Source organism: Nitrosospira multiformis, from assembly GCF_900111585.1.
Lineage (GTDB): Bacteria > Pseudomonadota > Gammaproteobacteria > Burkholderiales > Nitrosomonadaceae > Nitrosospira > Nitrosospira multiformis_B.
This window is the reverse complement of the sequence record NZ_FOHI01000001.1, coordinates 123,562-149,541: the sequence shown is the minus strand read 5'-3', so window position 1 is coordinate 149,541 and position 25,980 is coordinate 123,562. Positions and strand designations below refer to the sequence as shown.

The 25,980-nt window shown below is 51.9% G+C and carries 22 protein-coding genes, 1 tRNA gene and 2 pseudogenes; 12 read left to right on the top strand and 13 right to left on the bottom strand.

Annotation, left to right across the window (positions count from 1 at the left end):
• Nucleotides 1–103 precede the first annotated feature (103 nt).
• Together BMW46_RS00635 and BMW46_RS00630 are read right to left on the bottom strand one after the other, a co-directional pair.
• A complete protein-coding gene (locus tag BMW46_RS00635) occupies nt 104–691 on the bottom strand; it encodes a BON domain-containing protein (protein ID WP_074704463.1) in 588 nt (195 codons plus the stop codon).
• Between the two features lie 244 nt (nt 692–935).
• The gene (locus tag BMW46_RS00630; protein ID WP_074703756.1) at nt 936–3,884 is read right to left on the bottom strand and encodes a PAS domain S-box protein; all 2,949 of its coding nucleotides are present in this window, start codon (nt 3,882–3,884) and stop codon (nt 936–938) included.
• Between the two features lie 496 nt (nt 3,885–4,380).
• Between BMW46_RS00630 and BMW46_RS00625 the strand changes: the two genes are divergently transcribed.
• The 5 genes from BMW46_RS00625 to BMW46_RS00605 all read left to right on the top strand — a co-directional run bounded on the left by BMW46_RS00625 (nt 4,381) and on the right by BMW46_RS00605 (nt 8,295).
• Nucleotides 4,381–4,935, top strand: coding sequence for a recombinase family protein (locus BMW46_RS00625; RefSeq protein WP_074703755.1), 555 nt, complete (start codon nt 4,381–4,383; stop codon nt 4,933–4,935).
• 133 nt (nt 4,936–5,068) lie between these two features.
• Nucleotides 5,069–5,635 carry a hypothetical protein gene (locus tag BMW46_RS15660; protein ID WP_081355607.1) on the top strand — a complete coding sequence of 189 codons (567 nt, stop codon included), beginning with the start codon at nt 5,069–5,071 and terminating at the stop codon, nt 5,633–5,635.
• 34 nt (nt 5,636–5,669) lie between these two features.
• The gene (locus BMW46_RS15655) at nt 5,670–6,011 is read left to right on the top strand and encodes a hypothetical protein (protein ID WP_256376899.1); all 342 of its coding nucleotides are present in this window, start codon (nt 5,670–5,672) and stop codon (nt 6,009–6,011) included.
• The gene (locus tag BMW46_RS14990) at nt 6,011–6,082 is read left to right on the top strand and encodes a hypothetical protein (protein ID WP_074704460.1); all 72 of its coding nucleotides are present in this window, start codon (nt 6,011–6,013) and stop codon (nt 6,080–6,082) included. Before BMW46_RS15655 ends, BMW46_RS14990 begins: the two co-directional genes overlap by 1 nt.
• Before the next feature lie 596 nt (nt 6,083–6,678).
• Nucleotides 6,679–8,295 carry a dihydroxyacetone kinase subunit DhaK gene (locus BMW46_RS00605; protein WP_074703754.1) on the top strand — a complete coding sequence of 539 codons (1,617 nt, stop codon included), beginning with the start codon at nt 6,679–6,681 and terminating at the stop codon, nt 8,293–8,295.
• Between the two features lie 372 nt (nt 8,296–8,667).
• Here BMW46_RS00605 and BMW46_RS15650 read toward each other — a convergent pair.
• A pseudogene (locus BMW46_RS15650) lies at nt 8,668–9,170 on the bottom strand (recombinase family protein).
• 29 nt (nt 9,171–9,199) lie between these two features.
• Between BMW46_RS15650 and BMW46_RS00595 the strand changes: the two are divergent.
• The 6 genes and pseudogenes from BMW46_RS00595 to traD form a co-directional block, all read left to right on the top strand.
• Nucleotides 9,200–9,582 (top strand): annotated as a pseudogene (locus BMW46_RS00595) (integrase core domain-containing protein); the annotation flags it as partial.
• 339 nt (nt 9,583–9,921) lie between these two features.
• Nucleotides 9,922–10,581, top strand: a complete 660-nt coding sequence (trhA, locus tag BMW46_RS00590; RefSeq protein ID WP_074703753.1) for a PAQR family membrane homeostasis protein TrhA — start codon at nt 9,922–9,924, stop codon at nt 10,579–10,581.
• A gap of 172 nt (nt 10,582–10,753) precedes the next feature.
• Complete coding sequence (locus BMW46_RS00585) at nt 10,754–10,963, top strand: cold-shock protein (protein WP_074703752.1); 210 nt, start codon at nt 10,754–10,756, stop codon at nt 10,961–10,963.
• 447 nt (nt 10,964–11,410) lie between these two features.
• A complete protein-coding gene (locus tag BMW46_RS00580) occupies nt 11,411–12,652 on the top strand; it encodes a GAF domain-containing sensor histidine kinase (protein WP_074703751.1) in 1,242 nt (413 codons plus the stop codon).
• Nucleotides 12,653–12,867: 215 nt separating this feature from the next.
• Nucleotides 12,868–13,356 carry an SRPBCC family protein gene (locus tag BMW46_RS00575; protein WP_074703750.1) on the top strand — a complete coding sequence of 163 codons (489 nt, stop codon included), beginning with the start codon at nt 12,868–12,870 and terminating at the stop codon, nt 13,354–13,356.
• A gap of 282 nt (nt 13,357–13,638) precedes the next feature.
• Complete coding sequence (gene traD, locus BMW46_RS00570; protein ID WP_256376898.1) at nt 13,639–14,103, top strand: conjugal transfer protein TraD; 465 nt, start codon at nt 13,639–13,641, stop codon at nt 14,101–14,103.
• 818 nt (nt 14,104–14,921) lie between these two features.
• Here the strand turns inward: traD and BMW46_RS00565 are convergent.
• Nucleotides 14,922–15,009, bottom strand: a tRNA-Ser gene (locus BMW46_RS00565).
• Nucleotides 15,010–15,186: 177 nt separating this feature from the next.
• On the opposite strand from BMW46_RS00565, the gene BMW46_RS00560 reads away from it, so the two are divergent.
• Nucleotides 15,187–15,882 carry a Bax inhibitor-1/YccA family protein gene (locus tag BMW46_RS00560; RefSeq protein WP_074703749.1) on the top strand — a complete coding sequence of 232 codons (696 nt, stop codon included), beginning with the start codon at nt 15,187–15,189 and terminating at the stop codon, nt 15,880–15,882.
• 113 nt (nt 15,883–15,995) lie between these two features.
• On the opposite strand, the gene rlmD is transcribed toward BMW46_RS00560, so the two are convergent.
• From rlmD to BMW46_RS15515, 9 genes are all read right to left on the bottom strand, one after another.
• Entirely contained in the window at nt 15,996–17,315 is a 1,320-nt protein-coding gene (rlmD, locus tag BMW46_RS00555; protein WP_074703748.1) for a 23S rRNA (uracil(1939)-C(5))-methyltransferase RlmD, read from the bottom strand.
• Nucleotides 17,316–17,438: 123 nt separating this feature from the next.
• Nucleotides 17,439–18,242 carry a 3'-5' exonuclease gene (locus BMW46_RS00550; protein WP_074703747.1) on the bottom strand — a complete coding sequence of 268 codons (804 nt, stop codon included), beginning with the start codon at nt 18,240–18,242 and terminating at the stop codon, nt 17,439–17,441.
• Between the two features lie 58 nt (nt 18,243–18,300).
• Nucleotides 18,301–18,723, bottom strand: coding sequence for a YdbL family probable chaperone protein (locus BMW46_RS00545; protein WP_074703746.1), 423 nt, complete (start codon nt 18,721–18,723; stop codon nt 18,301–18,303).
• A 17-nt stretch (nt 18,724–18,740) separates the two neighbouring features.
• On the bottom strand, nt 18,741–18,962 hold the full coding sequence (locus BMW46_RS00540) for a hypothetical protein (RefSeq protein WP_074703745.1): 222 nt from the start codon (nt 18,960–18,962) through the stop codon (nt 18,741–18,743).
• Nucleotides 18,959–21,145 carry a YdbH domain-containing protein gene (locus BMW46_RS00535; RefSeq protein ID WP_256376897.1) on the bottom strand — a complete coding sequence of 729 codons (2,187 nt, stop codon included), beginning with the start codon at nt 21,143–21,145 and terminating at the stop codon, nt 18,959–18,961. Before BMW46_RS00535 ends, BMW46_RS00540 begins: the two co-directional genes overlap by 4 nt.
• A 147-nt stretch (nt 21,146–21,292) precedes the next feature.
• Nucleotides 21,293–22,180, bottom strand: coding sequence for a cysteine synthase CysM (cysM, locus tag BMW46_RS00530; protein WP_074703744.1), 888 nt, complete (start codon nt 22,178–22,180; stop codon nt 21,293–21,295).
• A gap of 163 nt (nt 22,181–22,343) precedes the next feature.
• Entirely contained in the window at nt 22,344–22,661 is a 318-nt protein-coding gene (locus BMW46_RS00525) for a ComEA family DNA-binding protein (RefSeq protein ID WP_371113482.1), read from the bottom strand.
• A gap of 217 nt (nt 22,662–22,878) precedes the next feature.
• Nucleotides 22,879–25,314, bottom strand: coding sequence for a reverse transcriptase domain-containing protein (locus BMW46_RS00520; protein WP_218141732.1), 2,436 nt, complete (start codon nt 25,312–25,314; stop codon nt 22,879–22,881).
• Nucleotides 25,315–25,335: 21 nt separating this feature from the next.
• On the bottom strand, nt 25,336–25,923 hold the full coding sequence (locus tag BMW46_RS15515; RefSeq protein ID WP_218141731.1) for a hypothetical protein: 588 nt from the start codon (nt 25,921–25,923) through the stop codon (nt 25,336–25,338).
• Between the last annotated feature and the right edge of the window lie 57 nt (nt 25,924–25,980).

The following is a 25,980-nucleotide window of genomic DNA, read 5'->3' as shown; positions in this document are numbered from 1 at the left end:
CGCTACGGAAGCTATGAATTCATCGCCATGATGCATTGAGCGCCCGCTCAAAGGGATCGGATCGTGTCGGACAGTATTCCAGGTAGATTAAAAAATTCAAATGTCACTCCTGATACTCGAACACTTCGACAACCTTGCGAACGCCATCCGTAGATCTCGCAATCTTCACCGCGCTTTGCGCTTCCTCCCGATCCACCATTCCCATCAGATAAACCACCCCATCCTCGGTCACGACTTTGACGTGGTTAGCCTGGAATAGCCCCTCATTCACAAACTTCGCCTTGACCTTGGATGTAATCCAGGCATCATAACTGCGCGCGGTAAGCGGCTTGATCTCTCCTACGGCAATTTCATTGGTGACGTCACGCACGCCTTCCACGGCCTGCACGATGTCTCCAACCTCATTTTTAACCTTCGCGGATGCTGCCTGGCCAGTCAGCAGTACCTTACCATTGAAGCTCGTGGCCTCCACGTGAACCTTGCGGCCAAATTTGTCCTTGATTCTCCCATTGCTCTTGAACTCGATGCTCTCATCCTGCATCATGGTGCCGCTTGTACGCCTGTCCTCAGCTACCGCATATCCACTGCCCGCAGCCGCCCCCGTTACCGCCACCGCCGCGCAACCGGAGAGAAATGAAAGCGGAAACAGGAAAAAAACAACCACCAATAACTTCAAATTCAGGTTCTGCATATATTCCCTCGGAAAAAATATCTCAACCTCTACTTTATCTCCTTTTATCCTCTCTTGGGGTGCATCCTCCACCCTTTCCTGCATCAAAAGCAATTGTCAACCGGGGCGAGCTATCGATAAATTCTCCACCGTGAAAAAAGGTTCGGACGTAGAAGGGTTTAAGCAAGGATAGAAGGGCTTCATCCTTCCTGATTTGAGATGATCAGTAGGTCCCAAACAATTACCTGCACTACGAACGTATTCCTCAACTCTTGGTGGTTAATTCCTGATCTATTTCGCTGAGTAACCGCTGCAGCTTTTCTATCTCGACTGGCTTGGTAAGGTGATAATCGAATCCAGCAGTTCGCGCTCGTCGGCGGTCATCTTCGGATCCCCATCCGGTCAAAGCTACCAGGATCAAGCCATTTATGTTCGAATCAGAACGGAGTTGTTGTGCAACTTCATACCCGCTCAGACCAGGAAGGCCAATGTCGAGGAACATTACGTCAGGTTGAAAGGTCTGAGCGGCCTTAAGAGCATCCGGGCCAGTGTGAATCGTCTCTACCGTATGTCCGGACATCATGAGGAGCATGGCGAGTGTTTCAGCACCATCCACATTGTCGTCCACCACAAGGATGCGGCGGGGAATAGATAGGGTACAGGAGTCACCTGCCCCAGCAACTTGCCTCTTGATTATTTGCGTTGGGGGGAGGGGAAGATGGACAACGAACGTGCTGCCTTGCCCGAGGCCTTGGCTTTCCGCTGTGATGGATCCGTTGTGCATTTCTACAAGTCGCTTGACGAGGGCTAACCCGATGCCTAATCCTCCCTGTGAGCGATCCAGGGTTTTCCCGACCTGACTAAATAATTCAAATACCTCTGGCAGAGCCTCTGACGTAAGGCCGACTCCGTTATCCCGCACCCTGATGATTACTTCGCTGCCATCTCTCTCGGCAGACAGCTCGATTTGTCCTCCTTTGGAAGTGTACTTCGCCGCGTTATTCAGGAGGTTACTCACTACCTGGGTCATACGCGTTGGATCGGCGTCAAGCAGGAGCGACTCTTTAGGATTCGAAATGAACAGCCTGTGCTGGTTTTCCTTAATAAGAGGCCGACTCAGTTCAAGAGCTGCATCCAGTACCGTGCGAATATCTACCCACTCCTTCTTGAGTTGGACCTTTCCGCTGGTAATGCGGGAAACGTCAAGCAGATCGTCGATTAGATGGACCATATGTTCCACCTGTCGCTCCATGATCTCTCGCGTCCTCACCGTGGCCTCCATTGAAGGCGCCAGCTTGAGCACGGCAAGTCCGTTACGAACGGGGGCAAGAGGATTTCTCAGTTCATGAGCCAGCGTGGCGAGGAATTCATCCTTGCGTCGATCCTGCTCCCGCACTTGCTCATAAAGATAGGCGTTTTCGATCCCAGCAGAGGCAATCGCAGCAAGCTGCACCAGAATCGCCTCGTCCTCTTCGGTGAATTCGCCTTGAGTCTTGTCCGTGAGCTGGACCAAGCCGAGGTTTTTCCCCCCGTGGCCGATCAGCGGTACGGCAAGCCAGCCTCTCATGGGTGGATGATCTTTGGCATGTTTTCCAAACCCTTTCCATGCTGGATGGGCTTCCATCTCTTGTTGAGTCATCCGCATCGGACGATTGGTACGGCATACTTCCATGTAAATGCCAGACCCGTCCGGCTTCTCGGAATAGGCATGATAGTGGGCATACTTGTCCGACAGTGATACCGCTCTAATCGCCTGTGCCCAGTTTGCTGAAATAGTCACGGAAGTGACTGCTTGGTGAGCTCCAAGCATAGAGCGGGCTTCTTCAGTCAAAATCCGGGCAATGCTGTCCACCGACCACTCCACGTTCATCGACTTGCTTGCATTGGCTACCCGTGCCAGAAGTGCAGCACGGCACTTCTCTGTTCCCAAGAGAGCGGCCATCTTTTCTTCGGATTGCTTCTGCTCCGTGACGTCCCGGTATGCGACGACTGCTCCGGCGGGCCGCCCATCGACCATTATCGGAGAAACAGAGTAGGTAACCGGTACTGGCCTGCCATCCTTTCGCCAGAAGACATCGTCGTCCACACGGGCTGGCACACCCTCGCGCACAGCTAAGGCCACAGGGGACTCGCTGACAGCGCGATGACCGCCGCCCGGGTGTGTGTGGTGAATGATGTCGTGCAGGTGCCGACCGACGAGCTCTCGGGCCTGGTAGCCAAGTATCGCTGCCCCAGCTGGATTCAGGTAGGTGCAGCGGAAATCTGGTCCCATTACGTAAAGACCATCACCGACGGATTCAAAGATAGCCCGCAAATACTCTCGGCTTTCCTGAAGATCCTTCTCGACCTGCTTGCGATCCGTGATATCGAGCAGGTTTCCGGCATATCCGAGAAATTGGCCTTCGAGGGAGAAGCGAGGGCGGCCTGCGTCGATGATCCACCGGTACACACCATCGGCCCGCTGCAGCCGATACTCGATGAAAAATTCTTCTTTCCGCTCGTTTGCGAAAAGGAAATTTTTGCTTGCTTCTTCCCGATCTTCCGGATGCACGGCATTGAGCCACCCAAAGCCCAGTCCTTCGTCCTCGTCTTGGCCAGTAAACTCGTACCACCCTTGAGAGAGGAATGAGCAGAAACCGTCCGGCTCGGTCGCCCAGAGCATGGCTGGAGCGGCGTTGGCAAAGCCGCGAAACCGCTCTTCGCTTTGCTGGAGGGCCTGCTCGGCCCGCTGCTGCTGGGCAATGACAGCAACTTGGTTGGCAGCGAGCTCCAGCAGCAGCCGATCATCCTCAGTTGGAAAGCCTGCGCGCTGCGAACCAGTGACTAACACATCACGCTCTTCCAAGCCGAACCGAGTGAGAGTCATTCGCAGAGTGCCCGTGCCAAACGGATCAGGCACTATAGCAACCGGGATTGAAGCAGCATCGGTCAAGAGCGAAGTGAGCCAGTCCCGCACTTCGTAAATGCAGGGGTCCGCATCAGGACGATGCTTGTCGCATATAGCCTCCGTGAAGCCAGAGCTGTTGGGCTGGGCAAGGCGGATGTAGACCAAGTCAAGATCAAGAGTACTCAAGAGAACTTTAGCGAGTCTCTTGGCAATATCCTCCGGTTCTAAACCAGCCCACGCCTCCGACAAGGTCGAGAGAGCTACTAAATCCCGCATTGTTCGCCGCAAGCGGCGTAATGCATCATTATCGTTCTCAGCTACATCCATCGAGTTGTGCCTCCTGGTACACCTGCCGGCATATAGAGGGATTACTCATCAGTGGTTCGCGCCTGAATTTCTTTAAGCATCTCCTCAGGAAGGACATAGAAAGGACCCTTCTGGATGCTTCTGATCAGCCCTGCGGCATTAAGACAACTACCGTTATGAGCGTTTTAACTGCATCTTTAGATATAGCAGTACTGCCGCTATGCATGCAATTTTATATTTATCTTACCGTCCAGAACCACCATCAGGAGAAGCTACTTGCGAGTCGTTAAAGGGCCGTTATGACCTTGATAACGTATTTTATCAGCTGCTTCTAATCTCCCCATTTTTGTAACCCCTTAGGTATCGATTGTGTCAATTTGTGGGACACCCCATCCTGACAAATCTGCCTGACACTTTTCCTACTGTTTTTTGTCAAAATAGACTTTTAATTATTATTAATTGACATTCCTTGGTAAGAGCTATAGATTCTATCCTGACGATTTATGGGGAGAGCGTCGTGTCCAGTCAAAGAATCGGATATGTGCGGGTGAGTTCGCTGGATCAAAATCATGAGCGCCAGCTCGATGGTATTACGCTAGACAAGGTATTTACTGACAAGGCATCAGCCAAGGATACAAACAGGCCTCAGCTCCAGGCGGCGCTCGATCATGTTCGTGCAGGAGATACGCTCATCGTTCACTCAATGGACAGGCTCGCCCGTAATGTGGAAGACATGCTCAGGCTGGTGAGGGAAATGAATAGCCGGGGAGTATCGGTTCAATTCATTAAAGAGAATATGAACTTCACTGTCGGTAATGATGATCCACGCTCTACGTTGATGTTTACGATGCTTAGCGCGTTTGCTCAGTTTGAACGTTCTCTGATCAAGGAGAGGCAGCGGGAAGGGATAGCCCTGGCAAAGGCCAAGGGCGTCTACAAGGGCAGGAAGCCTGCACTCAACGCAGAGAGGATTGCCCGGTTGCGAGAGGAGGCCGCAGCCGGAGCAAACCGGACAAAGCTGGCGAAGGAGTTTGGGATAAGCCGCGAGACCCTTTATCAATACATCCGATAAGAAGAAAGATCAGGCGAGTTGTGGGGAAGTTTCAAAATCAGACCAAAAACCGAGAGAAGCTGCTTTGACAGCATGAACTCCATTATCTACATTGAAGCAATGGATTGCCAAACATCGCCTTGCCGGAGATATCATGACACTACTCAGCCCTTCCTTCAAAGCTTGCCACCTTATCCTGGCCGCAGCCTTAACTACCGGCCTTGGTTTTGTCAATCCTGCAAACGCCGAAATAGTCCTCCTTGTTGACCTTAACAGCAGGACAGCAATTAGCCTGGGCACTTTGGGCGGGAACTGGAGCAATGCCTCCGGCATCAACGATGCCGGGCAGGTGGCTGGATACTCTCTCACGGCTGAAGGTGGTCAGCATGCCTTCATCACCGGTCCTGATGGGGTGGAGATGAGAGACCTGGGCACTTTGAGGGGGGGTGAGAGCTATGCGTACGGTATCAACGATGCCGGACAGGTAGTGGGAGGCTTTGGCACTGTTGGAGGCTATGCCCATGCTTTCATCACTGATCCGAATGGCATGGGGATGAGAGACCTAGGGACTCTGGGCGGGCGCTGGAGCTATGCCTTCGGCATCAACGATGCCAGACAGGTAGCTGGATACTCTCTCACGGCTGATAGTAATCGTCATGCCTTCATCACCGGTCCTGATGGGGTGGAGATGAGAGACCTGGGCAGTTTGGGGGGGGGGTGAGAGCTATGCGTACGGTATCAACGATGCCGGACAAGTGGTTGGAAACTCTTCCACGGCTGAAGGTAGTCTTCATGCCTTCATCACCGGTCCTGATGGGGTGGAGATGAGAGACCTGGGCACTTTATTAGGTGGGAACGGGAGCCAGGCTAACGACATCAACGATATCGGACAGGTAGTGGGATACTCTTACACGGCTGAAGGTTATTACCATGCCTTCATCACCGGTCCTGATGGTGAAGGAATGACGGACCTCAATTCGTTGGTTGACCTCCCTCAAGGGATGGTTCTAGTCAAGGCAATGGATATCAATAACAGGGGCCAAGTCATTGCTATTGCTATTCCTACTACTATCCCGAACCTGAAGCCTATGCCTTAATGCTCGCCGGGTTGGGTTTGATCGGGTTTATGGCGAGACGGAAGAAGATGGAAAATTTAAAACGTTATTGAGCTCTCGTCTCTTGTTCTGCAATATTGTCCTTTTTGGGCGAGCCGATAAGTAGCAAAGGCTTCCTTTTGCTATATCTTTACACCCTGTCCTTTCAATTTTTTCAATACTTCCTCTTTCAACGAGATCGCTTTCAATTTATCTGGAATCGCAGTAGTCAGATACTTAGGTTGTGGAAGCCCCTCCCGGCACGCAATCCGCTACTTGGGCAGTCCACAGCTTTCCACAAGGCAAAAGGGAAAGCGATTAATAGACCCGCCAGTACGCTGGCTTGAGCCGTAGTCTCACTAAATGGATTCGTTCAATAATTGCCTTCCCTCGGCCTCTCCCGCTACCACATGGGACAGTTCTCCGTATCTCCGGGAGGCCTTGCCCCATCGACGCATAAGAACCCAATCGCCCAATAGATCAAGAACAAGCTCAACTTCATACCAACGCTGCGCCGTTTCCAGCGGGCACGGACAAGACCCGTGGCCAAAAATCCAGCTCTGTTGCAAGAAATAAGAAACAGCTATATTTTAATTTTTAATTAAATATTTTTAATAACTTTTAAATTCACTTTTTATCAAAAATCATTTTTTGCAACAGAGCCGAAAACATGGCCCAGTTCATCAACACCAAAGAAAGCATCGTCACCGAAGCCGTCGATGGTCTGGTCGCGGCGTCTGGCGGTAAGCTGGCGCGGCTCGACGGCTATCCGCATATACGGGTGGTCGTACGCAATGACTGGGACAAGTCCAAGGTCGCGTTGATTTCGGGAGGCGGATCGGGCCACGAACCGGCACATGCGGGTTTCGTCGGGGAAGGGATGCTGACGGCCGCGGTGTGCGGCGACATCTTCGCCTCGCCGACAGTCGACGCGGTACTGGCAGGCATCCTTGCCGTGACGGGATTGTCCGGCTGCCTGCTCATCGTCAAGAATTATACCGGTGACCGATTGAATTTCGGGCTGGCGGCCGAACGCGCTCGCCAGTTTGGCTTGAATGTCGAGATAGTGATCGTCGACGATGATGTGGCGTTGCCCGACTTGCCCCAAGCCCGCGGCGTCGCCGGCACGCTTTTCGTGCACAAGATAGCCGGCGCGTTGGCCGAGAATGGGGCCGACTTGGCGCACGTCGCCGCGGCCGCGCGCAAGGTCGTGTCAAAGACAAAAAGCATCGGCATGTCGCTAAACACCTGCACCATCCCAGGTTCGCCAAAGGAGGATCGCATCCCGCCCGGAATGTCCGAGCTTGGGCTTGGCATCCACGGTGAAGCTGGGGTTGAGCAGGTCGAGTTCAAGGACGCGAGCGAAGCTGTCGCTGCCATGGTCGAGCGCCTGTCAGCTGCAATGGAAGAAAAGCCGCATGTCGCTATGGTCAACAATCTCGGCGGCACGTCGGTCATCGAGATGTCGATCATCCTCAACGAAATCCGGCGGTCAGCGATTGGCGAGCGGATAACCCACGTCATCGGGCCGGCGACCATGATGACATCGCTCGACATGCATGGCTTCTCGATTTCGGCCTATCCTGCCGACGATGCCGAGATCGCCCTGCTCAAGCAGCACACGCCCCTGGCGACATGGCCACGGGTCTCCCGGCTAGGCCAAGTCGCGATTCAGGCGCTTCCGGACGGCCTGACGGCTGTCGTTCCGATGCCCTCGATGCACAAGCCGACCAGGGAGTTCCTGACCAGTTGCTGCGAGGTTCTGATCGCCGCCGAGAACGACCTCAACGCGCTCGACGCGAAGTCAGGCGATGGCGACACCGGCAGCACGCTAGCTGGCGCGGCACGCGCCCTGATCGGCGCCGTGGACCGATTGCCGCTTGCCGACCATACCCAGCTCTATCGAGCCATTGGCTTGGAGCTTTCCCAAACCATGGGAGGCTCGTGCGGTGTCCTCCTCGCGATCTTCTTCGCCGCAGCGGGCGATGCCGCCTCAAGCGGCTTGCCAATGCGCGAAGCGTTGCAGGCCGGGTTGCGGAGAATGCAGGAGATCGGCGGGGCACGTCCGGGTGACCGCACCATGGTCGATGCTCTTGCGCCGGCCCTTGATGCCCTGGAAGAGAGCCTGCCCGAGGCGGCGAAAGCCGCGCGTGCGGGTGCCGACCGCACTGCCCACATGAGCAAGGCGAATGCGGGCCGCGCTTCCTATATCAATGCCAAGCATTTGGTCGGTCACGCTGATCCAGGTGCTGAGGCGGTCGCGCGACTGTTTGAACACTTGGCGTAAGCATCTATTTATAACAAATAATAATCTCATTATTTATCGACAGCTATCGATGCTGTGCATCGATTATTGCCGGTATTTCTAACGGTATCGGACTTGGCTCAATTCATATGTGTGAGCCGGCAGGCTCTGCCAGTTGCAGTTATTCTGAGCCGAAAACGGCGTTAAATGCGAGCACAACCGTTTTCCATTGCGAGCCGTTACACATAAGGATCCAGTCGCCTACCAAATCACAAACAGGCTCAACCTCATACCAACGCTGCGCCGTTTCCCAACGTGCACGCGCAGCCATTCGTTAAACCCTTTTTAGTGAGAGAACTTCTAGCTTTGAGGAACCAGCGAGAATCCGATACATGATGGTTGCTTCACCAATTCTTAATTGGCTAGCGATGGCGGCTTGGTCGTCCCCTCTCCTGCAAGGCGGATTACTTCCTGCCTGATCGCGTCCGAGATTGGTTTTCGTCCCTTGTATTTTCCCGCGGCCTTGGCCTTGGCCACACCTTCCCTTTGCCTCTCCAGCATCATTTCCCGCTCGAATTGAGCGATGCCTCCCAGTACGGTCAACATCAGCTTTCCGGTGGGCGTGCTTGTATCCATCCGGAGGTTCAGAACCCGCAAGGCAGCGCCCTTCGTTCCAGGGCCTGGATGATTCTCATAAGGTCGGCGACGAATCTGGCAAGCCGGTCAAGCTTGATGACCACGAGAACATCATCTTGCCGCACAAACTCCAGCGCCGTTTCAAGCTGTAGACGAATACCAACCGATGAGGTTTGTTCCCGGAAGATTTTTTGGCACTTGACGCCTTCAAGTTCTCTCAACTGGGACTCGAAACCCGCCGTCTGATCGATCGTTGAAATTGTCGCGTAACCAATGATCATTTACTCTCACACGATTCACTAAAGCTGTGATAGATGTCGTGCGTGTCCTGGAGCGGGCGGCACAGTTTCGTGGGTTGCCCTTGGCCATTCGCACCGATCAGGGACCGGAGTTCACCAGCAAGGCACTGGATCAGTGGGCTTATAAGAATGGCGTCCAACTCAAATTGATTGAGGCGGGTAAGCCAACGCAAAATGCGTACATTGAGAGCTTCAACGGTCGGTTTCGGGATGAGTGCTTGAACGATCACTGGTTTACCAGCCTGGCTGAGGCACGGATTCGAATATCAGTCTGGCGGCGCGACTACAACGAGCATCGACCGCACAGCGCATTGAATTATCAAACTCCGGCAGAATTCGCCGCCAACTGCCGCATAAATAAAGAAATAAAAGCTGTGAAAGAAACAAAAACTGATTTTTAACTGGGACTTTGCTAGAACGCCCTGGCACTACTACCGGGGGCACATCAAACCATCTCCCTAGCAAGAGAGATATGTAAGCCCAAGGTTAGCTATACTGAAATTGTTCTGAACAAGAAAAATAATAGGACCTAACATGGATAAAAAAGAAAGCTAGAGCGTTATAAACAAGGCGACAAAGTCTGAATGCTTGGGTCCACGAAATGTTCGATAAGCCATCAAGCTTATACTCAGTTAGTCCTTTCGCCTTTCCTTTATGGAACAAGAGCTGACCGGCAGATAGTCAAACGTTCAAGGTGGGTTGTTAGAGAGGCGCCAAGATTAGCTCAAGTATCATGCCGTACTTCAATCAGTTGCCGCTAAAGCGTGAGCAGTCGCAAGCGGAAGAAATTGCAAACAGCATTAGCCATGGTATAGCCTTGGTCGCCGCACTCGTAGGGACTCCATTTCTCATCACTCATGCTGCCCGCTCCGGCGACACCAGATTCCTTGTAGGCACGAGTCTCTTCTCCGCGACTGTCATATTTCTTTATCTTGCCTCGACCATATACCACGCGTTGCCGACAGGCAAGGCCAAGCGCGTGTTTAAAGTTGTCGAGCATTCTGCCATCTTTGTTCTTATCGCGGGCACATATACGCCGTTCACTCTCGGAGTACTTGATGGAGTATGGGGACGTGCCCTTCTCGTGGGAATTTGGGGTCTTGCGGTGGCCGGTATAATGCTCAAGGTATTTTATAGAGCCTCTTTACCCATTCTATCAACCATCCTCTATCTGTTTATGGGGTGGCTTGTTGTGATTGCGGCTGATCCCTTGGTGGCTAAAATGCCAATACAAGGGTTGCTCTGGTTGACTGCGGGGGGCGTGTCTTACACACTCGGAGTGGTTTTTTTCGCGCTCGATTCACGGTTGCGGTATGGTCACTTCGTTTGGCACCTCTTTGTGATAGCAGGCACCACATGCCATTACTTTGCCGTGCTCTGGTATGCTGCCTGACAGCGCGGTTGTGCAAAATAAAGTTTGACCTTCTTCATATAGCGTGTATCCTGAAGTAGGTCTTTTGGATTCAAGCTGTAAAACGATACCTTTGGTTGACTCTTTCCCTTGATATTCACAGACTGATCACTTGCAGGTCACTGTGAGTGGAATCTTATTAAGGAGAAATGACATGGCAACAGAAACAGGTATTGTAAAATGGTTTAGCGATGATAAAGGCTTTGGCTTTATTACCTCAGATGAAGGTGGAAAAGATTTTTTTGCCCACTTCTCTTCAATTGTGGGTGAAGGTTTCAAAACGCTGCAAGAGGCCCAGCGTGTCACTTTTGATGTGATAAGCGGGCCTAAGGGTTTACAGGCATCGAATATTAGACCCCAGTAAAAAGTCAACAAAACAAACGAAAATTCCTGTTTTGGGATTTTCGTTTGAGAAATTGTATCATCCTCGCGGGCTAGCCCGCGCCAGATCTCAGTCCCCGGACTCCCTACTATTTACAGTTATCCTGCTGCGGCACGCGCTGGAGTGAATGAGTCTTGCTGCGCATAGACCATGCCATCCGCTTTCCTCTGCCGCGCATCCCACTAAAAATATAGATATGACGTTCCGTTTAGGTTCCAGTCAAGCGAAACGAACCAGACTCAACGGCAGCGGAATATCTTCTGAAGCTTCTTAGTAAACTCCTTGGGGCAGCAGGCGTGCTGTGTTCCAAATAGATTCTGCCGGTAGAAAAAGCCTTATTTCACAGGCTGAGTAGTTGCTCCCAATCGTTCCCGCGCTCTGTCTGTTCCGTCATAAAGTGATGGATACCAAAAATTAATCGGTTGATTTATGTCAGCGAATGAAACAGAACGGGCGCTCGTGTTGAAGCAATACGAGATATTGTTACCCACCCCAGACCGAACCCTAGATCGAATTACCGCACTCGCAGCACAACTGTTTGACGTTCCGGTTGCAGTAATCGGTATTGTCGATAGCGATCATATTCGGCTTGTATCCGGCTGTGGCCTTGAAGCCACCGAAATTAGGTTTCCCCCGGAATATCCAGCGATCACTCTGCTATGTGACGCTCCCTATATTGTTGCAAATACGAAGATCGATACCAGCCTGCTTACAAAAATGCTTGCAACCGAGGTGGCAGGTATGGAGTTCTATGCGGGAGCGCCCTTGATTACAGTTGGAGGTTTTAATCTGGGATCGTTATGGATTATCGACCGAAAGCCTCGGGTATTGAATGAGAAAGAATTTGCCAGCTTACAGGATTTGGCGTGTCTCATCATGGATCGGCTGGAATCAAGCCTTAACTTGAGCCGAATACTGACCCAGATAATCCGGAACAAAGATGCCGCGAAAAAAGCCAACTTAGAGCAATCGGAAATTATTTCAAGTATGGGCCACGAATTACGAACGCCGCTAAATGCCATACTCGGGTTTGCTCAACTTATGGAAATGGATAATCCACCCCCAACATCATCCCAAAAGGGAAATATTGAATATATTCTGGAATCAGGGTGGTACCTATTGAGTCTGGTTAATCAAATCCTCCATTCGGCAGCGATTGAATCGGGGAAGTTATCCCTCTTGCAAACGCCATTATCGCTATTCACCATCTTGGAAGAGTGCCAAACGATGATTAAATCCCAGGCACAGAAAAAAAACATCAGACTGAATTTTCCCCGATATGAGCATACGTTTCCCGTGCATGTACTGGCTGACGAGACCAAACTGAAGCAGGTTCTAATCAATCTTCTCACCAATGCGATCAAATATAACCGTGAGGGGGGTGATGTAACGGTGGAATATTCTCAAAATAATTTTGGGGTGACTCGCATCCGCATTCGTGACACTGGCTCTGGGTTAACACAAGATCAGCTCGACAAGCTGTTTCAGCCGTTCAATCGCCTTGGTCGTGAGAGCGGTTCTGAGGAAGGTACTGGTATTGGGTTGGTCGTTACGAAAAAACTGGTTGAATTTATGGGAGGAGAAATCGGTGTTGAAAGTGTTGTCGCGGCCGGCAGTACATTCTGGATTGATCTGCCCTCAGCGGAGCAGCCGCAACTCCCAGATCAATGAATAGTGGGGCAACGAACAGACCGTGGAGGCATGGTTCGGTAATATGAACGGTTTTCTTTAGGAAATCATCAACGGTTCGAATAAACGAGAACAGCTTTTGATGATTTTAATAATCTATAGCGCCTGCCCGCGACCAGATCAAGATCAAAGAGCCGATTTTCAAATCCCTGGGTTACCTTTCACTCAAGGAATCACCTTTCAAAGAGTATACCCATATGTTCAGTTTGCGATCGATATTTGATTCGAGACCGGCCCAACCGGTAGCTTCCAAAGCAAGTATTCTTATGAAGGGTTCTACTGAGAAGGTATTTCGCTATCTGGGCGATAATTTCTTTGAGAATTACCCAAAATGGTCTCCCGAAGTTAAAGAGCTTAAGCAAATCGGAGATCAGCCAATGGGCCCAGGAGTTACCGCAAGGCAAGTGCGTGTTGATGGTGGACACCGGTCTGAATCCAAATTCAGAATTACGCTTTATGAACCCAACCGATCCCTGGCTTTTGCGGGTATTTCTGACCCTTTTCACTGCATGTACGAGATACAGGATGAAGGTAGAGAAGGTCTGGTCAAACTGATATTTACCTTCGAGTTGCTGGAGATGAAGATATTTATGCGACCCTTCGAACGACTAATACGCATCGCGGCTCAGCATGGAGCTGAGCGAACGGTACGTAATATAAAAAACTTGATCGAGGCTGACAGCTGATACTGCAACTAACACATAGCGATACGGAGAGCTATACGACTACTCCAACATCGGACGAGAGGATAACTCAATAGCAAGTGGCGAAGCAGACGAACCTGTGCGTTGACTTTACATCCATCGATCGGATGCGTGGCGTCGAACACCTATTGTCCGCTCGCTAACTCTCTGAGCTGGATATCTGATCACACTACCCCTCAAGATGAGGGTTTACGGTCTCCAGCTTACTCTCACCTCTCTCGAAGCAGCTAGAACGGCTGTCAATCAATGAACCAGGAGGTGTTCATGTTGCACGACAAATGGCTTACCGCGAGACTGGCGTATCTAGGTGGCCTCAAAGCACCCAGCGAACAACAACAACAGCTCCTCTTGTTGGCGGACAAGCTCAAGCGCACTGACGTAGACTCCCATATCCTTACCGCGTTAATCAAGGCGGAGGCGGCGGCCGAGCGAGCACAAAGGGCAAAGGCAGAAGCCGCCCGCCTTGCGGCCAGGGACGAGGAAGCGGCACGTATTTTGGAAGCGATCAACAGGGAGGAGGCCTCCAGAGAGCGTGACCAGGAATTGTACAATGCTGCCGAGTTGCTGATTCTCGCAGGTCTCGTGGATCCGGCAACCCGTACTCCGGCATTCGATCGAGGGGAGCTACTGGGTGCCCTGCTGGGGCTGGCAAATGTGCCGGCAGAGGATCCTAGAAGACGGGAGTGGAAACGTGCCGGAGATGCATTGCTCGCTGAGAAAACAAAATAAGAATCATATCCATGCCGCTTTTATCCCTACCCAACATGCCCGTCAACATCAAGGTTGCGCTATCCAGGGACTTCGGGTCATCTTCCATTTCAACATAATTACGATAGAAGGCATCTTTGGCACGTCCATTCTGACGGTTTTTTTTGAAAGATGTTGGTCAGGTTCGTATACTTTTACCCATGATAACGTATTTTATCGTGGGTATTTGGCCTTAAAATCAGGGTGTGGTTTAGGTCACGTCGCGTACTCCCCCGCCCCTTAACCTTTAGCAGGGGGAGCGTTGTATGTGCCACAACAAACTACTCTCATCGGAGATGACATATATCTGTGTAATTCCTGTGTAATTGCGCAGCGAAAATTACACAATTCACAAGAATCAAAAAGAACTGAACCGTTTCACTTAACAGTTAAAATATTAATAATTCAATGTCTTAGCAACAATATAGATGTAACCAGATTATATGAATTGAATACTGTTAATCCATAAATCCCTCAACACGAGCCTGCCTTCTTTCTTCTCATTCTTTCCGTTCGGCTCAGCAGATAACACCTACCTTGTAAATCACTCCTCTTTGATTAACCCCGTCCTCTCTGGTGAGAATAAACCCGCATTCATGGACGTTGTGTCCTCACCGGTAACTTAGCTAGGTGTGGAGCAGTTAACTTCGAAAAAACCGGGAAACTACGGAAACCGCATGAGAACGTGAGAAATGGCCTTAGTTAAATCAAAACGCGTTGATTAACCGGCTAAAACTTGGTGGTTTTAATGGTGGGTATAAATTCCAACTTACCTTAAAACCGCGTATTTACGCGATGGATGGCGGAAGAGGTGGGATTCGAACCCACGAATGGTTGCCCATTGCCGGTTTTCAAGACCGGTGCCTTCAACCGCTCGGCCACTCTTCCATTGACTCTCGGACTGCTGCCTTAAACCGCTCGGCCACGCCTCCGAAACTGCTTGCGAATCATACTCGTTTGGGGCCTGTTTTTCCAGCAATGCGTCCGCAATGACGACAGGATTGCAACTTTCCATAAAGATGAGTAGTCTTATGCGTGTAAAGTTTCGTCAACCAAGGAGACGTCATGCAACCTGAACTTCGATATTCCAGCCCGACTGTGCAAACCGGACTTGCAGTCGATCGTAACAAGGTACTGCGCAATACCTATTGGATGCTTGGCCTGACCATGATTCCAACGGTGATCGGCGCGATGATCGGAATGAGCACCAACTTCGCGTTCCTCGCGCAAGCGCCTATCATGGGACCGCTGGTGATGCTGGCCATCATGATGGGATTGCTGTTTGGCGTGAGCGCCACCCGTAACAGCGTGGTGGGAATCGGATTGCTGTTTCTGTTTACTTTTGTGGCCGGGTGGTGGCTAGGCCCGATGCTCCAATATGCGCTTCATTTCAAGAATGGCGCGCAAATCATCACAACCGCCGCAGCGGGAACAGGAGCAATCTTCTTCACGCTGGCCACCATCGCCACGGTGACGAAGAAGGATTTCGGCTTCATGCAGAACTTCCTGTTCGTGGGGCTGATACTCCTGATGATCGCATCGATCGCCAATCTGTTCTTTGCCATACCGGCAGCTTCGCTTGCCATTTCGGCAGTTGCGGTACTGCTGTTCTCCGGCTTCATTCTGTTTGATGTAAGCCGCATCGTGAACGGCGGGGAAACCAACTACGTGATGGCGACCATGGGCATCTACCTCAGCCTCTACAACCTCTTCACCAGTTTGCTGCACCTGCTGCTGGCTTTGTCGGGCGAAAAAGACTGACGCAAAGCGCCATAGAAAAAAATATTGGATAAACCCCAGGAGCAAAGCAAACCAGGGGAATCCGGAAATACCTCCGAGGCGGCTGGAAACAGCCGCCTTTTTTCATGCCTCTTTCAAGCTTGCTTGCTGGCTTTCTCGAACAGCGCGATGGACTCGACATGCGCGGTATGCGGAAACATGTTGATGACACCTGCCGCCTTCAACGTGTACCCATTCCTGTGTACCAGCACGCCTGCATCGCGAGCGAGTGTGGCGGGATTGCAGGAGACGTAAACAATGCGCCACGGCTTGAGCTGTTTCTCTTCGAGGGCGGTCACCATGGCAATAGCGCCCTCCCGCGGCGGATCGATCAGCATCTTGTCGAAATCCCCCTGCCCATGCATCCAGCTTTCATTGATTTCAAACAGGTTGGCTTCCATGAATCGTGTACTCTCCGCCAGCCCATTTCGTTGTGAATTTTGACGGGCGCGGGAGACGAGCGCCGCGCTGCCTTCATAGCCCACTACCTGCGCGCCGCGCCGCGCAATGGGAAAGGTGAAATTACCCAGGCCGCAAAACAGGTCCGCGATGCGTTCTCCGGTCCGGGGATCGAGCAGGTTGAGCGCTCGCCGCACCAGGATGCGATTGACCATCGGGTTCACCTGGGTGAACTCAGTCGGATGAAATGGAATGGTTACATCGAATTCCGGCAGCGTATAACTCAGTTCCGGCGCGTCCTCGGGATAGAAAGGATAAGCTGTTTGAGGACCACCGGTTTGCAGAAAAAGCTGAACGTGATGCCGATCGGCAAAAGCCTTGAGCAAGGTTTCATCCTGCACGGTCAGGGGTTCGAGAATGCGGAGGACCAGTACATCCACGTCCTCGCCCAGTGAAACTTCAATCTGCGGCAGACGCTCGCGGATGGACAAGTTTTCCACCAGCTTTCGTAATGGCATGATGAGCGCGGAAATACGCGGCGGCATGATCCTACAGGCCTGCATGTCCGCAATGAAGCTGCTGCGCTTTTCATGAAAACCGACCAGTACGCCACCTTTTTTTGCCACATAGCGGACGGATAACCGTGCCCGGTAGCGGTAACCCCAAGGTGATCCATAAACCGCCGGCAATATCAGTTCGGGTGCGACCTTGCCGATGTGCTTGAGATTATCTTCGAGCACGCGCTGTTTTGCTGCCACCTGGGTGCGAACGTCCATATGCTGCATGCTGCAACCGCCGCAGATGCCGAAATGACGGCATTCCGGCGTTACCCGCGAAAACGCAGGCTTGAGAATCTGATCGACCTGGGCAAGCTCGAAGCTCGGTTTTCTGCGATAGGGGTTATAGGTGACCACTTCTCCCGGCAGGGCGCCTTCAATGAAAATGACCTTGCCTTCGGCATGCGCAACGCCCCGGCCTTCCTGATCCAGGGATTCGATAAGAACGGGAGCAGTCATATTCACACTGGCAGGTTCGAAATCGGGAACGGGTTCAGAAGGACTGGATATTCCAACCTCGGATGCTTTCCGGAATCTGCCGCACCTCCATGCAGGAGAATGAGCAGCCGCAGCAGCTGTCGATCAATCCAGAAATGAAGACGCTTCGCTCAAACAGAACCACTGTTCGAGAAATTCCTGCCAATGCGGCTCGGAAGACTTGCTCAGGGTGAAGCGAACCAGCTCGCATTCACGTTGATACTGCTCGTTGTTGAAGGTTCCGCGCATAAGCTGAAAGCGCAGGAACACAAGGTAGGTATTCACCACGTCCGTTTCGCAATAGTTGCGAATGGCGACAACCTCGCCTTTCTGGAAAGCACTCCAGACCTGGGAGCCATCCATCCCCGACTTCCCTGGAAAACCCATCAGCTTCGCCAGCTCGTCCAGCGGAACATTCGCCCGTGGCTGATACAGCGCCAGGATATCCATCAAATCGAGATGGCGCGTATGGTAGCGGCTGAGATAGTTGTTCCATTTGAAATCGCGGTCGTCATCGCCCATGTCCCAGTAGCGCCGGGCCTTCAGGCCGTGGATGAGGCTGCGGTAGTGGAGCACGGGCAAGTCGAACCCACCTCCGTTCCAGGAGACCAGTTGCGGACTATATTTCTCTATGCCGTCGAAGAAGCGCTGTATGAGTTCGGCTTCGGAATCCGTCGGGCTCCCCAAAGACCATACGCGGAATTCATCCTTGTCGCGCAGCGCACAGGAAATCGCCACTACTCTTTGCAGGTGCAGGGGAAGAAAATCGCTTCCGACCGCCTGGCGGCGTGACTGAAACCCCATCTCGGCGATGTCGACGGCTGGAAGCTCGTGCGGAAGATTGTAGAGTCTGCGCAATCCCTCTGTATCGGGAACAGTCTCGATGTCGAAAACCAGTACGGGAATCACGCTAGACGTTCAAATAAATCCTGTGTATCTGTTTTTGAGTGTGCCCGGCAATCCGACTTTACTTCTTGACCCATCCGCCGTCCACACCCTGATACCACCAACCGCTCCGCGCCAGTTCGATCCAGCGTTGGCCGAACGTGGAATGGATATCCGTTTCCCATTCCGGGTGACTATTGGCGCGGGCAATCTCGCGATAAAGCGCATTTCTGTCCTGATTTTCCGCTGCGATCAATCCATTCACCGACTGCCGTGCCCCCAGCGGCACCGCGTTGGCATCCCGCATGACAATGAGGCCGTCACGCGTGAGGCCTATTGCTCCACTTGAATAATACGGCTCCAGTTGGATATGGCGTTGCTGCATGCTCCGCTTGATGCTTGCTATTGCGGGGGTATCGATTTCGATATTGACCTGTGTATGCCCCGCAAGCGGCGCCAATGACAGCAACATCAGCAGTGCTGCCCGGAAAATCGAACTGACCATGATATCTGCCTTTATTGTTATGGCTGCTGCTCTACCGCAGGTTGGGAAGAAGAAGGAGGCAAAACGGGCTCCGTCTTCTCACCCCCTTCCGGTTTCTTGAGTTGCCACACTTCTTCTATTATCTTGTCTGCTGCTTTTTCAGCTGCAGCGGCAGGGAAATAAATATTGATGGTGACGCAGGCGGTTGACACCGCGCCGACCAGGGTCAGCGAAGCTGCCTGGAACAAAAGGTTCTTCATTGTTTATCCTGTTGAAGGACAGGCTTGGCATTGCCGTCCGTAATCCGTTGAAGACGACTTACCAATTCCCGCCAGTCCACCCTGCGATTATAACCTATCACGGTGATCGCCGGGATTCCGCCCCCCTTGACGATCAGATATCCGTGCGGCAAGGGTTCCGATTCTATTCCGCCCATATTGCAGACGCCATTGCGCAATGTACAGCTCCACGCGATTTGCGAATAGCCGAATTCATCGAAGACACGCAGGAAACTGCGCTGGATTGCGGCGGCAGCGCCCAGTCCACCCAGTGATGAAATGCTTTGCACCGCCCGCTGGCTGATGCGGCGGCTGTAATCGCCCGGGCTGCTCATGAGGTGGGCATCGAATTTCACTGGCTTCCAGTCAAAAAGCTCGAGATCACGCACGACCACATCTATGCGGCCTTCCATATTGCCAAATGAGAATGCGCCGGTGAGCAGGTCAAGATCGAGATTACGCATGTCCACATCCGCCATGAGGGAGGGTGCGGAGCTGAATGGCTCCAGCGCTTTCAGGTTCCATACCAGCACCGTGCCATCAAACACGTTGAGAAGCAGAGCGCCCTGCACTTCAACAGCGGAGCCGTCGAATGTTACCTTGGGGATTTTTCCCGAGAGGTTGCCGCGCATCGGCTGAATCCCGAGCGCGCGGGTGAGTTGCTCCATGGATATGGACGAGAGGTCGCCGCTGAACTGCCAACGCCAGCCTGGAAGCGATCCCTGCGCTTGCCTGATGGCACTGAAATTCTCCAGGGTCAGCTTGCCGTCAAGCAAGGGGGCTTCCATTCGGGGTATGCGAAAACCCGGTTCATTTAATCCGGTTATTTCCAGGGGAATATGAACTGGCCCTACGGGTAGCCGACTTACGTGACCGCCCCCTATCGTAATGGCCGCGTGCGTCAGCGCATCTGCGCGCAGGGGGATGCGCGTATTGATATCGCGCAGCGCAAAACGCCCGCTCTCGTCCTCCAGCGATACGTCACGCAAATCGACATCGAGCATTTCGCTTACACCATTCCGGAATCGCCACTTTACTCCCGCCTGTCCAGCGGTCTTCAATGCGGAAAAAGAAGTATTGACCAGAAAAGGTTTTACGATCTGGCTGTACAACCCTGCCATTTCCAGATCAGGCGCGTCGAGGTCGAAATCATGCAGCGTGCCCGCGCCCCAGTCCATACTGCCGGATAGATCGATCTCCCCAATCTTTGCCAGGGAAAGTTTTCCCGTCTGGAGACGAAGGATGCCGTCATCGAGTTCGCCCCGCCCGCTGAAACGATGACCTTGGGCAGCGAAATAGAGGGGTTGCCAGAATACTTCCCCTTGCGGCCACTGGGCATCCGCCTGCCACTCCCATAACCGGGTGTTCTGCGAGGGAATCTGTCCAGGCTTGCGTTTGGCCCTTGCGTCGACGGTAACACTGATATTCTCGCCCGCATGCAAACCGCTGACATCACTGAAGGCCACGCCCTCCACCGCCAGATGGGCATCGATGTCAGCAGGTCCGTCGAGGTCAGCCTGCAGTTTCGCTGTACCATTGATTTTCCCTTTCGTGGATGAAGGCAGGATGGCATTCTCACTGACCGGCAGCAATTGTACGATCTGCGCGACCTCTCCGTTAGCCGCGACAAGCGTCCCTTCCCAACCTGCTCTTCCCATGCGAAGCGACAGCTTCCACCCCTCGCCTGTCTTGCCTGCACTGTTTCTGATTCTCACATCCAGGATTTTTACGTCGGAAGTTCTGCCTGGAACAGACAAACGAAATGACACAGGCAGTGGCGCGGACTCCGACAACCTCAGCGCACCGCTATCACAGTTGATCTCCTCCCTGCTGGCACGAAATCGATCGCATGAAAGATGCAGGTTATGCCAGGTCTTTCCCTGTATCGCCACCTCGGACAGCTTCATCCCCAGCGAGGACGCCGCAGGAGCACCAGCGAGGGTGATCTGGATCCCCTTGATATTGGAAAAGGGGCCGCGGATAGCCTCTGCAGAAAAGGTAAGAGACGCAGCCTGCGCGGATACCACTGCGGGGAAGAACGCTGCCAGTATCCTGATGAGGAATTTTGTCATTTGCAGACCAGGCACAAGCTGTGCTGGTTGGGATTGCAGGATGGATGGAGTGAAGCGTAACCATCGAATTCCAGTGATGGGTTGCAGCTTCAACCCGCACCCTTCTATCATAGGGAGATGACGAAGGAAGCCCGATATGTTCCGGTGGCCATTGGCCATGCTGGGATGCGTGTCTAACCTCAGCCTATTGCTGCTCCCCTGCTACAGCTCTCCGACCCGTCTACCCCCTGAAACCAGTAATCACGCAGGGAAAACACCGGTGGAAAGGTAACGGTCCCCTCGGTCACAAACGATCGAGACGATCGTTGCATTTTCTGTTTCCGCAGAAACCTTGAGCGCCGCGGCGAGCGCGCCACCCGACGAAATTCCGGCAAAGATCCCCTCTTCGGACGCAAGTCGCCGCGTCATTTCTTCGGCTTCCTTCTGGGAAACCAGCATGATGCGGTCTACCCGGCCCGAGTCATAGATTTTTGGCAAATAGGCTTCAGGCCATTTGCGGATACCAGGAATTTGGGCGCCTTCTTCCGGCTGTACACCAATGATCCGGACCTCGGGTTTCTTCTCCTTGAAATAGCGGGAGCAACCCATGATCGTTCCGGTCGTGCCCATGCTGCTCACCAGATGAGTAATTTTTCCTTCGGTATCCCGCCAGATTTCGGGAGCAGTACCTTCGTAATGGGCGCGTGGGTTATCCGGACTGGAAAATTGGTCGAGGATGATTCCCCGCCCCTCGTCGCGCATGCGCTCGGCCACGTCGCGCGCTTCTTCCATGCTGCCCTCTCTGGAAGTCAGTATGATTTCCGCTCCGTACGCCTTCATCGATTGCCGGCGCTCCACGCTGAGATGCTCGGGCATTACCAGCACCATGCGATAACCCATGATTGCCGCCGCCATGGCGAGCGCGATGCCGGTGTTGCCGCTGGTGGCCTCTATCAACGTATCGCCTGGCTTGATTTCCCCGCGCTCCTGCGCGCGCGTAATCATCGACATAGCGGGACGGTCTTTTACCGAACCCGCCGGATTGTTGCCTTCCAGCTTCAGGAGGACAGTGTTGGTAGTATTCCCTGGCAGGCGTTTAAGCTTGACCAGAGGCGTATTGCCGACAAAATCTTCTATGGTTTTGAACATGACCTGTCCGACTTGTGAAACGTCACAACGAATTCCCGCAGTAGCCGGAGTGGCGCGTAGTGATCGTAGGAGATGGGGTAAAAGCGTAACTTATCGATAGTAGATGGGTGCGGTCAAGCCTTCACCCATTCCGCATTCTGCGGCACCAACCGGTATGCGAGGATTATTCCCTGGCAGCAGGCTTGTGCTCCTTCCTGGCTGCCGCGCCGCCACCGACAGTGATATCCTTGCGCAGTTTCTGAACCGTGGCGGGACCAATGCCGCTTACGTTCTGCAAATCATCCACGGATTTGAAAGACCCCTTCTTCTTGCGATAGTCGATGATCGCCTTGGCTTTGGCCGGGCCGATTCCCTGAAGACTTTCCAGTTCGGCCTGGCTAGCGGTATTGATATTGACAGCCGCGAATACCGCTCCGCTAAATACAAACAGCGTAATAAGGAGAAGAAACAGTTTGGTCATATTTCTAGCAGATTCGGTCATGCAGCATCTTGCAGTCATGTCGGAAAGTCGCATCAGAACGGTTGTGTATACCTAATGATGTTAATAACCTGGAAAATACAAACCGATGCTGCCTAAACTAACGGTCGACTCCAAAAAACAAGCGGAAAATGTAAACAGCCCTGGAGTTCCTAGAAGATAGAAGAGTTGTTACCATTTTACATGCCGACCCAAGGTAACGAAAGGAAAGCTTTCCTTTCTACTTTGCTTTCTTTCTAAGAGGCGAGAATTTGTACCCGATCGGTACTGGCTTGAATTTACGTTTCCTCGGAGGGCGGCATTGCTCCTTACGCAACGCTAGGTAATCGATTTCGCCTAGAACATAATAGTCACTGATACCTCCCTTAACCTGTACCACGTCCCTCAAATAGTCTTCCACCGCAGGCACCCGAAGACGACTATCCCCGTAAGTTCGATTGTTTACTTGAGCAACGTAAGCGTGCAAATCATTGGCTGTCGCCTCAATCAGCGGTGCAAATGTCTTAATGTCAGGATTCCACTCCAAGGCAAACAGAGCATCTACCTTGCCACGAAGTTGATGCCTGTGCGCTATATTGGTTAAGTCGCTACATATGAGAATAGAAAAGCAAAACCCTCTATGTACATAAAGCGTAGGTTTTACATAGAGTCCGGATGGTTTGAAAAAGTGTCCTCGCTTTCCTAGTCTTAAATTAGCTAAGTTTACTTTTTCGCCATGAGCAGGGAAAAATTTTGGCTGAAGTCTCGCGACATGACTTGCGTAGCCTGGCCAATCTGTAACCAGGGAAATCAAACTATCATTACGCAATCGCCCTGTAGTTCGATCTCTGTGATATTCAACTCCTGCAAGCAGTGAAACACCATTTGCCGCCAATTTCCTCGCAATCCTCAAACCCCATCGAAGGGGAATACTAAGTTCGGGAAAAACAATATAGTCAGGGGTCTTAGTCTCCCGAAGAATCTGGTTTACCAGTCCGTTTAGATTTCTATATCGCTCTATTGATCGATCTTGTTTTCCTTTTGCCGCCTTAGCCCATTGTACTTCAGTCGTTTCAAGACTAGTGATCGCCACCCCTATCAACTTTTTGCTGTGCCCAGGAACAATAAATATGGCTGGTTCCTCGTTACCCGCCTCACTTCCCAGTACAAACCCTAGGTGCGACCTTGCTGACACCTTCGCTCCACGTAAAACCAGAATGGCATGCTTAAACTGCACAGGATCCGAAAGAACATTCGGTGCAACCAAGGCTATTTCGTCGATTCGTAAGGGCCTTGTCGGAAATGCAAGGGCTGGCCAATGCGGAATTTTGAGATTGGTCGATTGTGTACTGAAACGCCGAATGCCACCCAATCTAATCTTTCGTTGAATTTCCAGCTGGCGAGGTATGGGTGGTCCTTTCTCATCGTTCTCTTGGCTCAGATACCAATAGTCCTTATAGGGGCGTCTTCCCCAATCAGCCAATAGAATTTGATGGGCACGCGTCTTTAGGCAGCGCAGTGAAGTGGGAATTTTGATGTCTTTATCCAACCCTAACAGCGCGTGCAACACTTTAAGATACTGACGATCCAACTTTAGGGTACGTTCAGTCGCAGCCTGTAAGCCAGCCTGGAGAAAAGCTTGTGCATATTGCACTAAGCACAGCCTAAATTTCGGCAACTGAGCAGCCTCGCCAACTGTGGTCGTTCTCTTGACAAGATTTGCGACCGCGATCAAGTCTTCAATGAGTTGACTAGCCTCGCGCACATCTCGGCTCGTGAGCATCAAACCAAAAATCCGAGGCAGATAGCCGAAAAATTCAAAAAAACCTATTGGCGTTAAGATGTGGCGCTTCGCTAGTCCGTAAAACTCTTTACGTATTTCACTCCATGATTCAGGATGTAAGTCAGCCGAATAAGCTTCCAAATCCCTAAGTAAGAGAGATACTCCTAGGCGTTTCACGGACACCACATCCGCTTTCCGAAGCGCGTCTACTTGTAGAGTTGCATTAGGAGTCGCCAGCAATGCCTTGGACGCCCTTCTGACACCGGTTGTCGGAACAGCGGGGAGCAGACGATATTCACTGGACTGAATGCGAATCTGCTCTCGAATATGCTGTATCAGATCGAGGCCATGCGATGACGACAACGCGAATATCTTTTGTTTCTTCCCGACGAAAAGCAATTCCGAATCTTTTGCATAGGGGAGACGAAGTTTCAGAGACGGTGCTTCCGTATCATTGCTTTCAAGAACTAATTCAGGTGCCAAAACATCAGCTATTCGCTTCGTTACCTGCCTTGCAGTCGTAAGTCCCTCTAGATTTTCGAAGACAAGAAAAATATCGTCGACGTAACGGCCGTAATATATCGGTTTTAACCGATCAACAAGCTCATTGTCGAAGTTTGAAAGCAATACATTCGCGATGATCTTTGAGGCCGAAAGACCAACAGGTATTCCTCCCTCTGGACGATCAACGTAATCGGGTGTCGATTTGTACCAGACGTCGATTGCAGCTAACAGTGCTCTCGTAAATATGGATTCTTGCCGATAAAGAGACAGCTTTATTGAGTCTAGAAATGTCTTCCTTAGTAAAAACTTGGGCGATACACGATGGTAAAATTGTTCTATATCCATTGTGATCGCCAAGATACTTTTCCCTTCTTGCAGCGACCTTTCCATCGCTGACAATCCCTTTTCACGCTACGTACGGTAGGCAGAGAAATAGGGAGCGAAGAGACCTGTTGTCGTCAAATTTATCGCCGGTCCATCCACTCTCGGATCGCCGAACTCGTTGTAAGAGCGACGAAGCCTATTCCCGTATGACACCGCCGGCTTAATCACACCGTCGAATAGATGACCAACTTTGATAATCCAGAGAGCGGACACAATTTGGAAGTTGACCGTGGGTCGAATGATCAACCTTAACTTGGCGGGTGCGCGGATCGTTGACTCATGAAACCGCTGCTCCCAATCACTCAGTGGATCTAATGCGCGGAAATGCCCATCAGCCTGACTTTCCCATACTGAGGAATCGATTGACTTTGGCAAATAAGCGAAGTCCCCAATAAACGCCAAATCAAAGGCCCAAGCGAAGCCTGGTTTCAATAACGATTGATGTAGGCGAGTTAGATTCTCATGTAGGTCCTGCTCATACTCTGTAAAGGCGAGTGCGTGAAAATGGGTGTTTTCGTAGTAAGCCTCAACCTTGGCTTTTCGATAAGCGACATAGAGATCACCTAGACTAATGAACGCCCCTGTCAATCGGCCATTTGCACTTAATTTGAACATAGGGCATTCGAGCGCGACAGCTTATACATAGCTATAGACTCCAAATTTTGCTCCAGA

What these genes read in the sequence shown, in the direction of transcription:
- rlmD (WP_074703748.1), bottom strand. Translation starts at nt 17,315, where the DNA reads ATGACTGCTCCCGTTCTTATCGAATCCCTGGATCAGGAAGGCCGGGGC.
- BMW46_RS15660 (WP_081355607.1), top strand. Translation starts at nt 5,069, where the DNA reads ATGACACTACTCAGCCCTTCCTTCAAAGCTTGCCACCTTATCCTGGCC.
- trhA (WP_074703753.1), top strand. Translation starts at nt 9,922, where the DNA reads ATGCCGTACTTCAATCAGTTGCCGCTAAAGCGTGAGCAGTCGCAAGCG.
- BMW46_RS00560 (WP_074703749.1), top strand. Translation starts at nt 15,187, where the DNA reads ATGCAACCTGAACTTCGATATTCCAGCCCGACTGTGCAAACCGGACTT.
- BMW46_RS00575 (WP_074703750.1), top strand. Translation starts at nt 12,868, where the DNA reads ATGTTCAGTTTGCGATCGATATTTGATTCGAGACCGGCCCAACCGGTA.
- BMW46_RS00585 (WP_074703752.1), top strand. Translation starts at nt 10,754, where the DNA reads ATGGCAACAGAAACAGGTATTGTAAAATGGTTTAGCGATGATAAAGGC.
- BMW46_RS15515 (WP_218141731.1), bottom strand. Translation starts at nt 25,923, where the DNA reads ATGTTCAAATTAAGTGCAAATGGCCGATTGACAGGGGCGTTCATTAGT.
- BMW46_RS00630 (WP_074703756.1), bottom strand. Translation starts at nt 3,884, where the DNA reads ATGGATGTAGCTGAGAACGATAATGATGCATTACGCCGCTTGCGGCGA.
- cysM (WP_074703744.1), bottom strand. Translation starts at nt 22,180, where the DNA reads ATGTTCAAAACCATAGAAGATTTTGTCGGCAATACGCCTCTGGTCAAG.
- BMW46_RS00605 (WP_074703754.1), top strand. Translation starts at nt 6,679, where the DNA reads ATGGCCCAGTTCATCAACACCAAAGAAAGCATCGTCACCGAAGCCGTC.
- traD (WP_256376898.1), top strand. Translation starts at nt 13,639, where the DNA reads ATGTTGCACGACAAATGGCTTACCGCGAGACTGGCGTATCTAGGTGGC.
- BMW46_RS00525 (WP_371113482.1), bottom strand. Translation starts at nt 22,661, where the DNA reads ATGACCGAATCTGCTAGAAATATGACCAAACTGTTTCTTCTCCTTATT.
- BMW46_RS00540 (WP_074703745.1), bottom strand. Translation starts at nt 18,962, where the DNA reads ATGAAGAACCTTTTGTTCCAGGCAGCTTCGCTGACCCTGGTCGGCGCG.
- BMW46_RS00520 (WP_218141732.1), bottom strand. Translation starts at nt 25,314, where the DNA reads ATGGAAAGGTCGCTGCAAGAAGGGAAAAGTATCTTGGCGATCACAATG.
- BMW46_RS00580 (WP_074703751.1), top strand. Translation starts at nt 11,411, where the DNA reads ATGTCAGCGAATGAAACAGAACGGGCGCTCGTGTTGAAGCAATACGAG.
- BMW46_RS00545 (WP_074703746.1), bottom strand. Translation starts at nt 18,723, where the DNA reads ATGGTCAGTTCGATTTTCCGGGCAGCACTGCTGATGTTGCTGTCATTG.
- BMW46_RS00635 (WP_074704463.1), bottom strand. Translation starts at nt 691, where the DNA reads ATGCAGAACCTGAATTTGAAGTTATTGGTGGTTGTTTTTTTCCTGTTT.